This window comes from Paenibacillus sp. FJAT-27812, assembly GCF_001273905.1.
GTDB lineage: Bacteria > Bacillota > Bacilli > Paenibacillales > Paenibacillaceae > Pristimantibacillus.
The window spans coordinates 5733527-5746505 of the sequence record NZ_LIGH01000001.1; the positions used below are offsets into that span (position 1 = coordinate 5733527).

Genomic DNA, 12979 nt, shown 5'->3' on the forward strand with positions numbered 1-12979 from the left:
TGAACGGTTCTATGCGAAATAGGTCAAAAATCGGTATGGCCTATGGTATGATAAGTAGGCATTATTTTGGATATAGGATGGAGTGATCGACTTATGAGCACAGCGACGATAAATGGAACGGTACGTTCCGTATGCCCCTTCGATTGTCCTGATACTTGCGGGCTCAGCGTTACCTTCGAAGAAGGGAAAATAACAAAAATTACTGGCGACACGGAGCATCCCGTCACTCGCGGTGCGATATGCAACAAGGTTAGACAATTGAATGACCGGGTCTATCATCCTGAGCGGCTTCTCTACCCGTTGCGCCGCACGGGACCCAAAGGGACGTTGTCTTTTGAGCGGATTACTTGGGAAGAAGCCTACGATGAAATTACGGCACGCATGAAGAGCATCATAGCAGAGCAAGGCGCGGAGGCGATATTGCCTTACAGCTTTTATGGCAATATGGGCGTCCTTAATGCGGAAGGCATGGATCGACGTTTCTTCCACCGGCTCGGAGCGAGCAGGCTTGACCGTACCATCTGCAACGCTGCCGGATCAAAAGGATATTCCTATACGATGGGCGGCTCGATCGGCATTGACCCTGAGGATACGGTGCATACGAAGTTATTTATTATTTGGGGCTGCAATTTGGTATCGACGAATATGCATCAGACGATGCTGGCAACGGAGGCTCGCAAAAACGGCGCAACGATTATTCATATCGATGTGCACCGCAACCGCACCTCCGCATGGGCGGACCGCTTCATACACGTTCGTCCGGGCAGCGACGCCGCACTTGCGCTTGGCTTGATGCATGTCATTATCCGCGACGGTCTTGCAGATCAGGCGTTTCTAGAGCAGCATGCAATTGGCTATGAAGAGCTGGTACAGCAAGCAGCCGAATACACGCCTGAGCGCGTAGAGGAAATTACGGGCGTACCAGCAGCGGAGATTGAGGAGCTTGGCCGGCTTTATGGTACAACCACCCCTTCTTTTATTCGTATCGGCAACGGCCTGCAGCATCATGACAACGGCGGCATGATCGTTAGAACGATATCGTGTTTGCCTGCGCTTACCGGTCAATGGGCCGTTCGCGGCGGCGGCGCGATGAAGGGTAACAGCTGGTACTCGCGTCTTAACGGCGAGAAGATCGAGCGGCCAGATTTAATGCCTGATCCAGACGTTCGCACCGTTAGCATGAACCAACTTGGCGAAGCGCTGCTTGACTTGACGCCGCCGGTTCAAATGCTGTTCGTTTATAACAGCAATCCAGCTGTCGTAGCGCCGGATCAGAACCGGGTAAGAGAAGGTCTTATGCGCAGCGACCTCTTTACGGTCACGCATGATTTATTTTTGACAGACACCTGCAAATACTCGGATATCGTGCTTCCGGCAACGTCACATTTTGAAAATTTAGATTTATACACGTCCTATTGGCATCTTTATTTGCAGCTTCACGAGCCTATCATGGAGCCGGCCGGCGAATGCAAATCCAACTTTACGCTCTTTAAGGAATTAGCGCTGAAGCTAGGCTTCGAGCCCGAGGTATTTGACATTTCTGAGGAGCAAATGATTAACGAAGCGCTCGACGGCAATCATAACCCGTTCCTTCAAGGCATTACATTTGATGAGTTGAAAAAAAATACGTGGATGAAAGCCGGAAACCATCAGCTCCCTCCGCTTACGTCCATCATTCCAACGGCTTCCGGCAAAATCGAGCTATACTCAGAAGCCATGCTTCAAAACGGCTTGCCTCCTGTACCGCAATATACGCCGTTGCGAGAGCCGGAAACGTATCCGTTTCTGCTGACGACTGGTCCGAACCACAGCTTCATCAATTCGACGTTCGCCAACCAGGAACGTTTGCAAAAGCTTGAAAAGGAACCTTTGCTTCACATGCATCACGAAAATGCAGAAGCGCTTGGCCTTTCGGACGGAGAACGCGTAAAAATCCGAAACGATCGCGGCGAGGTGGAAATGACATTGCGAATCGGCAGCGATGTGCTGCCAGGCGTACTCGTTACGCAAGGCTTATGGTGGGACGATGAACGCAAAGGGCATCAAGCAGTCAATTCGCTTACTCCCCAGCGGTTAGCAGACATGGGCGGCGGAGCTACCTTCTTTTCCAACCGTGTGGAAGTGTTGAAATTAAATCAAACCTAAATGCTGCTGCAAGTGAAAAAAACCTGAGATTCTTTTACGAGGAATTCAGGTTTTTTCTGCTATGCTGGTTCATGGAATTAATAAGAGATGCCAACACGCTCGCGAATAAACGTATTGTTCAAATAAGCGGCAACCGCAAGCTCTGCGGTATCGGCAAAAGATATTTGCGAGCCTCCTGTTGGCAGCACGTCTTTCCGTACGCGATATTCACCTTTTTGCTCCAAAGAAACAAGTCTCGTTGGGCAAATAATCGTCCACTGCAAATCGGATCGGGATAATGCAGCGTAAACCTGTTCATGCTCTTTGGCGGCATCGTGATTAACCCTTTTGTTTTCGGTCGACTGGTATCTTAACAACTCAGGCTGCAGCTCGCTCTGCAAAATGCCGGCAGTTCCAATCGTGACTAGCCTGCTGAGCTTTAACTTCTGCATTGCAGCGATTACATGCTCCATTCCACGAATAAGCGTACCGTTGCCTTCCGTGTTCAAGGAGCAAATTACGCCATCGACGCCTGTCATCGCCTCGAGCACGTCTTGTTCATTTCGAACGTCGCCAAGGTAGCTCCCTGGCCCCAACTGCTCAGGCAAGCGTACGAAAAGCCTCATTTGAATCTCCTTCTCTTCCAATATTCGCCGAATATGTTGACCGGTACTTCCGGTTGAACCAATAAGAAGCAGCTTCATGTGAGATATAACCCCTTTTAGATGATCATCGTTCCGTCATGTGTTCTGCTTCAATCATTCCTTAGATAAGCTGAAATGTAAAGAAGTATAAAAAAAGAAGCTGCCTGAACTGCACCCCGTCAAGTAGACAGTACAAATAAAAAAACCGTTAAGCGGCCTTAGTCCTGAATTCCATTGGACTGAGGCCGTTTAATTTTGCTTGTAATCGTTCGTTATTGTAAAAGTGGATGTAGGCCTCAATGTCCCGTTCAAGCTCATCAAAAGTTCGGTATGTATGCAAATAATACTTTTCGCATTTTAGAGTTCCCCAGAAGGATTCTATGGGACCGTTATCGATGCATCTCCCTACGCGAGACATGCTCTGGGTTAATTTTTTGCCAAATAACTTTTTGAATCGTAGAGAAGTGTATTGAAAGCCTCGGTCACTATGCAGCATGGGTCTGCWCCTTGGTGCTGCCTTCATCGCCTTTTTGACGGTTTGAAACACGAGGCTGTTGTTGTTCGAGTGCCCGAATACGTAGGACACAATGGTGTTGTCGTGGAGGTCTAAGATGGCGCTTAAATACGCCTTTTGACCATGACCATATTTGAATTCCGTTACATCTGTTACCCATTTTTCGTTCGGCTTTGTCGCAGTGAATTCACGGTTTAGCAGGTTCTCTGCCACGTGTTGAGGCGTTGACGGTGCATATTTCTTTCGCTTTCTGCGAATCACCGACTGAATACCTCGCAGCTGCATGAGGCGCTGGATGCGTTTATGGTTAATCCGCCGCTGCATCTCTCTGCATAAGTGAAGCGYTAAACGGCGGTACCCATAGATACCGTCTACCTTCTCATAGAGCGCGATCATCGCTTCTGTGAGTTGCTGGTTCTCCCGTTCGTGTACGCTGGGCTTGCGGTTCAGCCATTTGTAATAGCTGGATCGTGGAATCCCTGCAATTTCACACAACGCCTTTATGCTGAATTGGCCGTCTTGCTGAACGGCTTGTATAGCGAGGTAGATATTTTCCTGACGTATTTGACTTAGCGTCGCCTTCTTTCGAGTTCCTCTAACTTTTTTAGGAATGCATTTTCTGCCCGTAGACGCTCATTTTCAGCCTCCAGCTTCTTCATGACAAGCTTCTGGCGGTCTGTGTCAGTTAACTCTTCTTCGGTCTTTTTACGTCCCCGTCCATCCTGAAGCGCATCTTGCCCGCCGTCTTGGTATTTCTTCACCCACTGGTACACCTGTTGGTAAGAGAYCTGATGCTGCTCCGCTGTCTTCCCGTAGTCCTCGTTATGAGTCAGACAATATTGAACAATCTCTATGCGTTCCTTCCAGGTCGTAGAACGTCCTTTCGTCATAGCCTTTGCTCCCCCTTTATAGGCTTTTAAGCTGCTATGACTATTATACTTCATCACCCAATCGGAAAGCTGTGTTCTGCTCGCAATCTTGTATTTATCAATGATATCGTATTGGGATAATTCCCCTTTGAGGTAATCCAACACCGCCTGTAGCTTAAGTTCTGCGGAATAGCTACGGTTGTTCGTTTGAATCTCTAATCCATCAAAACCATAGACTTCATACCGGCGTTGCCATTTCACCAAGGTTGTTTTTGATATCCCATATTTATACGCAGCGGCCATAAGGCCAAGTTCACCACTTTCGATCTCTTTGATAATGGTACGTTTCTCCGATGCGTAATATTTAACTTTAGACATGAAAATGCTCCCCTCATAGCTGCAGGTTTTTATTATTTCACCTGTCCACTATTTGGGGAGCATATCACCAGGGGGCAGCCTCATTCACGTCGTTCTCAAACCGTTTGGCTTGATTGATTAGATAAATAGCTCTCATACAAAGCTGGGCTAACGATCTTTCTTAAGAGATGCATCGGGCCGTCGCCGTTATTGAAGTCGAACACATGAATGCGCTCATAGCCTCTGCGTTCATACATAGGAAGCAGCCAAGGATGCTTCTCAGCGGTTGCCAGCGTGACGGCTGCTGCTCCTACCTTGCCTTGGATAATGTTTTGCTCCACCCAAGTCAACAGCTTGTCGCCCAATCCGGAACCTTGGTAAGCGGGATCTACGGCAAACCACTTCACGAATGGAAAGTCGGTAACCGCCTTTACCTCTTCGCCTTTCGATAGCGTAATCGTCGCGGCAATTACACCGTCAACCTCAAGGACATAACATTCGTTATTTTTGATGTTATCCTGAATTAGTGCCAAATCTGCATGGGCAGCAGGCCAGCTAAGCTCCAGCTCCCTGATTGTGACATATGCCTCATAAGTAACGTGCAGCAGCCTCTCTGCATCCTCAATAGTAGCTAAACGATACACTTCGCTCATCTATTTCACCTCTGCGCCGAATGGTAGGTTCATCAAAGCCAATATTATCTATCGGATTTGTATGTATTATACTTTACCATCCCATTCGCTCGGCAGCCAATAGAGATTTTCTATCGATCGATTAAGAAAAAGAATGAATCCGCTCGTCCTATTTGAGTTCGTCTACGATACAAGCAGGTGTTTGTCCTGTTAGCGCACTGACTAAATTTTGCGCTGCGAGCATCGCCATATCGAATCTCGTTTGGGTTGTAGCAGAGCCGATATGCGGCAGCGTCAACACGTTTGCCATAGTTAGAAACGGATGATCGGCATCGATTGGCTCCTTCTCATAGACATCCAGACCGGCAGCTGCGATCGATCCTGACTGAAGCGCTTCAATTAATGCCTGTTCATCTACGGTTTGGCCACGGGAGATATTAATAAAAATCGAGCTTGGTTTCATTATATTAAACTCGTTTTGTCCAATTAGCTTGTTCGTTGCTGCCGTTAAAGGCGCCAGCAGCACAACAAAGTCCGAGGAAGCGAGCAGCTCATGCAGTTCTGAATACTTAACGCCAAGCTTCTCTTCAGCTTCCGGCTTCCGGCTCCGATTGTAATAGACTACTTCCATATCAAAACCAAACTTAGCGCGCCGCGCAACGGCTTCGCCGATCCGGCCCATGCCGATGATGCCAAGCTTGGCATGATGAACATCTGTGCCGAACAGCTTGATGCCGTCGCCTGACTTCCATTGTCCGTCTTTCACGTAGCGGTCAAGCTCGGCAACGCGTCTTGCTGTTCCCAGTATGAGAGCGAACGCCAGATCCGCAACCGTATCGTTTAATACATGAGGCGTATTCGTTCCGATAATACCCCGTTCCTTCATGGCTGCAAGGTCAAAATGGTTGTACCCTACGCTTATGCTGCTGACTACCTTAAGATGAGGAGCATGCTCCAGCAATTCGGCATCAATTTTCATGCCTGCTGTCAGCAGCCCGCTCGCTTTAGCGAGTTTTTCGTGCAGCAACGTACGCGGGATTGGAGCCGCTTCTTCCCACTTATCGATAATGCAATGCTCGGCTATGTATGCCTCTACCTCTGCTGGCACTTTGCGATCAATAAAAACAGTTGGTTTCATTCACATTCTCCTCTCGGCTTATGTCATCTATAAGCATATCATAAGAAGAGGGAAGCGCGTGCTGCCCGCAAGAAGTTAATCTTGGCTGGCAGACGGCTTCCCTCTGTCATTCATTCATGCATAGCAGCTTGACGCTTGATAAGATCCTCGACTACGATGCAAGCCATCGCTTCGACGACGGGAATAATACGCGGACAAATACATGGATCATGGCGGCCAATCGTTTCGATCTGTTTTTCCTGTCCATGAATATCAATGGTGTTCTGCGGTAAAGAAATGGAAGAGGTTGGCTTAACCGCAATCCGAAATACAATCTCTTCTCCCGTGCTAATGCCGCCAATAATGCCGCCCGCATGATTGGTTAAAAATCCGTCTTTGCTCATCTCGTCATTATGCTCGCTGCCCAGCATCTCAGCCGCCGCAAATCCGGCGCCGAATTCGATGCCTTTTACCGCGCCAATCGACAGCATCGCCTTCGCAAGCTCGGCGTCCAGCTTGTCAAATACGGGCTCGCCAATTCCTGGCTTTACCCCTTTAATTCTGCATTCCACGATACCGCCGCAGCTATCTCCCACCGACGCCAAATGCTCGATTTTCTCAATCATACGCTTAGCCGCTTCCGGGTCACAAGCACGAACCGCATTTTTCTCAATTTCGTCCTCATGGAACGTTTCGCATTTGATGCCGCCAATTTCCGTCGTGTATGCGACAACGCTAATGCCTTTATTTTCGAGAAGCTTGCGTGCTACCGCGCCGCCAGCAACACGTCCCGCTGTCTCTCTACCCGAAGCTCTCCCGCTTCCGCGGTGATCGCGCAGGCCGTATTTCTGCAAATACGTATAATCCGCGTGGCCTGGGCGAAAAGAGTATTGAATATCGCTATAGGCATCAGGCCTCATATCTTTGTTGTGAAGCATAATAAAAAGCGGTGTTCCCGTCGTTTTTCCTTCGAACATGCCTGAAAGGATGCTGATAATATCATATTCCTTGCGCGGCGAAGTAACTGAGGACTGACCGGGTTTTCTTCGATCCATTTGTGTTTGAATATATTGTTCATCCAGCTCGACGCCTGGCGTCACGCCATCTACGATGACGCCTACCGCTTCGCCATGCGACTCGCCAAAGGTTGTTATTTTAAAGCTGCTGCCGTATGTGCTTCCTGCCATTACTTGTTCCTCCCTGGACTATGCTTTGACGCATTCGTATTATGTCCATTATAATTTTGAAAGTGAAATAAATGAAATCAAAATATAGACTTGTTGACATAGAGAGGATTGATATCATGCAAATGAACATGGAGTGGTATCGCATATTTTTGCATACGGCAAAATTAGGCAATTTGACAAAAGCCGCGCAGGAGCTTCATATTACGCAGCCTTCGGTCAGCTATGCCATAAAGCAATTGGAAGCCCAGCTTGAGGTCAAGCTGTTTGACCGGCTGTCCAAAGGCGTGAAGCTTACGCCGGAAGGCGAAGAGGTGCTTGGATATGTTGAAAAATCTTTCACTGCGCTTCAAGCGGGCGAGCATAGGCTGCAATCTCTAAAAAATCTTTCCGCCGGCGAGCTCCGAATCGGCGCAAGCGGTCCTATTATTAAGCATTTGCTTCTGCCCCTGCTTGATACCTTTCATGCTGAGCATCCTGCCGTACGCATTCGGCTCTCCCAAGGGAAAACATCGGATATTCGGGCACGGTTAAAAGCCGGCCAGATCGATATTGGGCTTGTTCATATGCCTACTTCTGATCATGAGCTGGACGTTCATCACCTTACAGATATTCAGAGCTGCTTCGTGGCAGGACAAGCCTACCAGCAGTATTCGAATGAACCTTTAACGGCGCTGGCGCTTTCCCGCATTCCGCTTCTTCTGCTCTCGGAGGGAAGCAGTACAAGAGCATTTGTCGAGCAGTGGTTCACCGCCCAAGGTGTGCAAGCCGAGGCCGATATGGAGCTTAGCAGCATGGACATGCTTATTGAGCTTGCTGGGCGAGGCTACGGAGCTGCGTTCGTCACGCAATCGTTCGTCAAGGAAGAACTGGACAGCGGGAAGCTGCTGCAATTGCGTACGATTCAGCCGATTCCTAATCGCTCCGTCGGCTTTGCCATCCGCCGTGACAGTTCCTTGCCGTTAGTCGCCAGCCGTTTTCTGGAGCTTCTCCGCTAATGGCAAAGAGCCTCTCCGCATGCAGAGAGGCTCTTCTTTCTATCTCATATTACGCTCTGCCGTATTGCTTCGGCGGCGTTACTTCGCCTTTAACGGCTTGTATCGCATGAATGGCCCAGTACGGATCACGCAGCATGCCGCGGGCTACCGCTACCAAGTCCGCATCTTCACTTGCAATGGTTGCTTCAGCCAGCTTCGGATCTTCCAGCATGCCAACGGCAATAACCGGAACGTTTAAAGCTTGCTTGATTGCACGGGCAAATGGTACCTGATAACCAGGATAATTGCCAGGCTTTCGCGTCCCAGCCGGTCCTTCGCCGCCTGTTGATACGTGGAACACATCGACGCCTGCTTCAAGGTACTGCTTGCTCAGTTCAATGCTGTGGCTAAGATCATAGCCGTTATCCATATATTCGATAGCTGAAATTCGCAAAATAAGCGGCATATCCGCCGGCATCTCGCTTTTCACCGCTTGGATGACTTCAATGCCGAACTTCGCATAATTTTGCCCATACTCATCTTCGCGGACATTTATGCCAGGCGATTGGAATTGATGCACCAAGTAGCCGTGAGCGCCGTGGATTTCAATCGTATCGACGCCCGCTTCAACCGCTCTTCTAGCTGCATCCTTAAATTGGTTCACGATGACTTTGATTTCATCGACAGTAAGCGGCTTAGGCGTTTTGTATTCAGGACCCGCCGAGATCGCCGATGGGCCGACAGGCTGCGCCGCGTCTTCCGCTTTACGTCCGGCGTGCGCAATTTGAATGCCTACTTTTGCGCCATATTTATGTGCTTCATCAATAATTCGTTTAAATGCCGGCACCTGCTCGTCTGACCATAATCCAAGATCATGATTTGTGATCCGTCCATCTGGATCAACGTCCGTCATTTCCATTATAATAAGTCCAGCACCGCCAACTGCTCGGGATACGTAGTGCACATAATGCCACTCATTCGGGAAACCATCCATCGCATCCACAGAGTATTGGCACATCGGCGCCATAACGATTCTGTTTTTTAGCTCAAGATTTTTGAGTGTAAAGGGTGTATTTAAATGTTTTACGGTCATGCGACTCTCTCCTTTGAGTGATTCTATATTTAGATTTCCTAGCTCTAATGTAACCACAGTTAATCAATAAAAGAAAGTAGTGATCTTTTTTTCACATAGTTTCCGAAAAGTTACTTTTGTATTATACTTGGGATTATCCATAAAAATAATGAAGGAGCTGGTCCAATGAATGAGCTTAATCCACTCGTTTTAAAGCGTGGAACGCCTGGTGTCCCTTGCGTCATCGGCGACGTGCTGGACATTATCGGCAACAAGTGGACCTTTCTCATTATTAGAGATCTGCTGGTCGACCATACGCTGCGATTCAGTGAATTGATGAAATCGCTTGAAGGCATAAGTCCCAAGACGCTGTCGCTTCGCTTAAAGGTTCTTGAAGAGCAGGGCATCGTCAGCCGGACCATTTATCCGGAGGTTCCCCCAAGAGTAGAATACACCATAACGGACAAAGGTAAACGGCTTGAGCCGGTTTTTATTGAGCTCAAGCGATTCGGGCTTACCTTGTAAAAAACTTATCTCGCCAAAAAAAGTCTCTACCTCGCAGGTAGAGACTTTTCGTTGTTTGGTTATAGACATCTACATTACGTTTTTTAAATAATCCTGCAAGTTAAGCACGATCTTCAGCGCTTCCGCACGCGTTGCAAATTCTCCCGGCGCAAATCGATTATTTCCTCTGCCTTGGATTAGTTTATGGTTGCCTGCCCGGAATGTATGATCAGGATATCTTCTGTGCAGAAGCTTCTTAAGGTTTTTTGAATAGTATAGCGCCCGGGAATCGATAGGAAGAGCGCGCTTCGACATTTCTAATGACTCTCTAGCGGTCCGGAGCCGAGCATGCAGCCGGCAGCAAACACAATAAAATGACGATCATCCCTTTTTTCATATAAGCCCTCCTCTATGTACGTTCGCTTCATATTGGCTTCTAGCAATAAAAGGTTCGGAAAATGTTATCGGTTGAATTTTCGGGTAAAGTCAACTATAATATAGTATGGTTTTTATTTGTTTACCGGAAAGGAAAGACTACGATGAGCGACGCTAATCCATATCGAATTTTATTGTATTATAAATTTGTAGCCGTACCTGATGCAGAGCAATTTGCTGCTGAGCATCTTGCATATTGCAAGCAATTAAATGTGAAGGGCCGTATCCTTATTGCCGATGAAGGCATTAACGGCACGCTCTCAGGCACTGTTGAGCAAACGGAGCAATACATGGCGCATTTGCGTGCCAACCCGCTATTTGCGGACATCGTATTCAAGATCGATGAAGCCGACCAGCATGCTTTCAAAAAAATATTTGTCCGATACAAGAAAGAGCTTGTTACGCTTCGTTATGACAAGCCGTTGGATCCGAACACGCTAAGCGGCACTCGTCTATCTCCTAAAGAGTTTCACGAATATTTGCAAAGAGAAGATGTCATCGTGCTGGATGGCCGAAGCGACTACGAATATGACCTCGGACATTTCCGCAATGCGATTAGACCCGATTTGGAAACGTTCAAGGAATTTCCGGAATGGCTTCGCGAGAACATGGCGGAGTTTAAGGACAAGCCGATTCTTACCTACTGTACTGGCGGAATCCGCTGTGAGAAGCTCACAGGCGTCATGATGAGCGAGGGTTTCAGTGACGTGTATCAATTAGAAGGCGGCATTGTCACCTACGGCAAGGATGAGGAAGTGCAAGGCAAGCTGTTTGACGGCAAATGCTACGTCTTTGATGAGCGAACTTCCGTTGTGATCAATCAAACGGATGAAGTGGTAGTCGTTGGCAAATGCCACCACTGCCAGCAACCGGCAGACACGTACATTAACTGTGCGGATGATTCCTGCCACCTTCAGCATATCGTATGCGAAGAATGCCAAGAAACCAAACATGGCTTCTGCTCTACTGCATGCGAGGAACATGTTGTCAGCGTAAATGCTTAAGCAAGAACATAAAAGCCGTGCTTCGATGATGAAGCACGGCTTTGTTTTGGCATCACAGGGATCAACATCGAGATTTTGGGCTGCTCAAGCCTTAAATCGCTGCTTCATTGCGGAGATCACATATACGGCAAAAGGAAACAGCAAAAAACCGGTAATAATATAAAACGTTCCGGCTCTCGCGATGAATCCCCCCACCATCTGAAAATCTTTGGCCAGCCAAAACGTGCACAGTTTCTACCTCATTCGGAAAGCGAGAAAATAAACGCTTTAGCAGCACCATCAACTAGCAATACCGAGTTATCCAGCGTCAACTGATCCATAATTTCGCCAAAGGTATCTATTCCACTGGAGCTAAAGCCTGTCACTTCTTGTTCTATAAGCAAAGAGCGCTTCGCTGGATCCGATAAATCCCACTTTTGCATCTGCAGCCGTATTTCATTTAATCGTTCCTCGTTCGTTAAGCTATTAAAATAAAGGAACAACCCCGGTATTTCTCCCCCAAGCCTGAAATGAATATAGGCTGCATCGCTGCAATTCTCCAGCAAGGCTTCAACCTGCCGGCGGGACTGCTCTAACTGAGAAGGTATGACCTGGCATGTTTCCATAACGGTTTCGCTCATCGGTTAAAATCCCCTTGTTCATATAGGCTGAATAGTTTACTTATTATTTTCCAGAACTACGTTTTCTATCCAGCCCTTCTGAAACGGAAGGTTAATTAGGCGGAACTTGGTTAACCTAATCATGCCGTAAAGTATAGGGCAATCAAGCATGTGGAGGTTATCCGATGGCTCGCAACAAAAACAAGTCCATTCCAAGCAAAAATCAGGCTTTTGAAGCAAGCTCCAGAGAAGCGGAAAATAATGTCGCTGCCTCGACAGATGAGAATCGCAATCAAAAAGGCCATGTGCCTAACAGCCCTTCAACCGGCTAGCTGAGGCGCAGAACAAACAAAGAGCTGTCCGTGAGTTTGATCTCACGGACAGCTCTTTGTTATTACTTATTTCATTTATGGACAATGGACTCCCATCGGTGCTTGTATTGCAAAAGCCGTGGATGCACCCGCTCCGGTTCCTCGGTCAGCACCAGCCTTATTTTGACGATCCATTCCTCAAAGGAGGAAAAAGAAGCGAATAAATTAGCCATATCACCGGTCATGAGCAGAAAAAGCGGCTTAGGGTACGTTTCCGACAAATGTCTTAGAGCAGAATCGATAGGCGTATATTTTTTTCGCTTGACCTCGAGTCGTTCCACTACGACGCTTGCTTCCCCGCGATCCCGCTTCCATTCATGCAGCTTATCCTCCCGTTTATAAAAAGGGCTAACCTCTTCCTTCGACATTCGTTTGATGCTCTGCTCGTGCAAGGGATAGAGAACCAGCTTCATAAATAAACGCTCCTTGGCCAGGTCAGCCGCAAGATCAAGCTCGCGTTCGGTCGTATGCTCAAATGAATCATAATAGACGAGTGTACCTTTGCGCTCATCCTTTGGCGGCTCATAGCCGAACGGCATTTTTTGAACGGTTTCACTCATGCTGATGACCTCCTAT

General features: G+C 47.9%; 14 protein-coding genes. 5 read left to right on the plus strand and 9 right to left on the minus strand.

The window, feature by feature from the left end:
* Positions 1 to 93: 93 nt before the first annotated feature.
* On the plus strand, positions 94 to 2145 hold the full coding sequence (locus ADU23_RS24345; protein WP_053376115.1) for a molybdopterin oxidoreductase family protein: 2052 nt from the start codon (positions 94 to 96) through the stop codon (positions 2143 to 2145).
* 77 nt (positions 2146 to 2222) lie between these two features.
* On the opposite strand, the gene ADU23_RS24350 is transcribed toward ADU23_RS24345, so the two are convergent.
* From ADU23_RS24350 to aroC, 5 genes are all read right to left on the minus strand, one after another.
* Complete coding sequence (locus ADU23_RS24350; RefSeq protein WP_053376116.1) at positions 2223 to 2828, minus strand: NAD(P)-dependent oxidoreductase; 606 nt, start codon at positions 2826 to 2828, stop codon at positions 2223 to 2225.
* A gap of 148 nt (positions 2829 to 2976) precedes the next feature.
* Positions 2977 to 4529 (minus strand): IS3 family transposase gene (locus tag ADU23_RS34345; protein WP_442950623.1). Its coding sequence is split into 2 segments (ribosomal slippage): positions 2977 to 3890 and positions 3890 to 4529, totalling 1554 coding nucleotides; the frame shifts between segments, so codons are not numbered across the junction.
* A gap of 95 nt (positions 4530 to 4624) precedes the next feature.
* A complete protein-coding gene (locus tag ADU23_RS24365) occupies positions 4625 to 5161 on the minus strand; it encodes a GNAT family N-acetyltransferase (protein WP_053376119.1) in 537 nt (178 codons plus the stop codon).
* A 148-nt stretch (positions 5162 to 5309) separates the two neighbouring features.
* On the minus strand, positions 5310 to 6278 hold the full coding sequence (locus ADU23_RS24370) for a 2-hydroxyacid dehydrogenase (protein ID WP_053376120.1): 969 nt from the start codon (positions 6276 to 6278) through the stop codon (positions 5310 to 5312).
* A gap of 110 nt (positions 6279 to 6388) precedes the next feature.
* Positions 6389 to 7444: a chorismate synthase gene (gene aroC, locus ADU23_RS24375; protein ID WP_053376121.1), complete on the minus strand. Its 1056-nt coding sequence runs from the start codon at positions 7442 to 7444 to the stop codon at positions 6389 to 6391.
* Between the two features lie 116 nt (positions 7445 to 7560).
* Between aroC and ADU23_RS24380 the strand changes: the two genes are divergently transcribed.
* Positions 7561 to 8439: a LysR family transcriptional regulator gene (locus ADU23_RS24380; protein WP_053376122.1), complete on the plus strand. Its 879-nt coding sequence runs from the start codon at positions 7561 to 7563 to the stop codon at positions 8437 to 8439.
* A 49-nt stretch (positions 8440 to 8488) separates the two neighbouring features.
* Here the strand turns inward: ADU23_RS24380 and ADU23_RS24385 are convergent, their stop codons facing one another.
* Positions 8489 to 9511, minus strand: coding sequence for an NADH:flavin oxidoreductase/NADH oxidase (locus tag ADU23_RS24385; protein WP_053376123.1), 1023 nt, complete (start codon positions 9509 to 9511; stop codon positions 8489 to 8491).
* Positions 9512 to 9676: 165 nt separating this feature from the next.
* Between ADU23_RS24385 and ADU23_RS24390 the strand changes: the two genes are divergently transcribed.
* Entirely contained in the window at positions 9677 to 10015 is a 339-nt protein-coding gene (locus ADU23_RS24390; RefSeq protein WP_053376124.1) for a winged helix-turn-helix transcriptional regulator, read from the plus strand.
* A gap of 69 nt (positions 10016 to 10084) precedes the next feature.
* Here ADU23_RS24390 and ADU23_RS24395 read toward each other — a convergent pair whose 3' ends face one another.
* Complete coding sequence (locus tag ADU23_RS24395) at positions 10085 to 10309, minus strand: S-layer homology domain-containing protein (protein WP_053376125.1); 225 nt, start codon at positions 10307 to 10309, stop codon at positions 10085 to 10087.
* A 224-nt stretch (positions 10310 to 10533) separates the two neighbouring features.
* Here ADU23_RS24395 and trhO point away from each other — a divergent pair, with 224 nt between their 5' ends.
* On the plus strand, positions 10534 to 11433 hold the full coding sequence (gene trhO / locus ADU23_RS24400; protein ID WP_053377809.1) for an oxygen-dependent tRNA uridine(34) hydroxylase TrhO: 900 nt from the start codon (positions 10534 to 10536) through the stop codon (positions 11431 to 11433).
* Between the two features lie 239 nt (positions 11434 to 11672).
* On the opposite strand, the gene ADU23_RS24405 is transcribed toward trhO, so the two are convergent.
* The gene (locus tag ADU23_RS24405; protein ID WP_053376126.1) at positions 11673 to 12053 is read right to left on the minus strand and encodes a spore germination protein; all 381 of its coding nucleotides are present in this window, start codon (positions 12051 to 12053) and stop codon (positions 11673 to 11675) included.
* Positions 12054 to 12217: 164 nt separating this feature from the next.
* Here ADU23_RS24405 and ADU23_RS33320 point away from each other — a divergent pair, with 164 nt between their 5' ends.
* Complete coding sequence (locus ADU23_RS33320) at positions 12218 to 12364, plus strand: hypothetical protein (protein ID WP_176707668.1); 147 nt, start codon at positions 12218 to 12220, stop codon at positions 12362 to 12364.
* A 71-nt stretch (positions 12365 to 12435) separates the two neighbouring features.
* Here the strand turns inward: ADU23_RS33320 and ADU23_RS24410 are convergent, their stop codons facing one another.
* The gene (locus ADU23_RS24410) at positions 12436 to 12963 is read right to left on the minus strand and encodes a hypothetical protein (RefSeq protein WP_053376127.1); all 528 of its coding nucleotides are present in this window, start codon (positions 12961 to 12963) and stop codon (positions 12436 to 12438) included.
* Positions 12964 to 12979 lie beyond the last annotated feature (16 nt).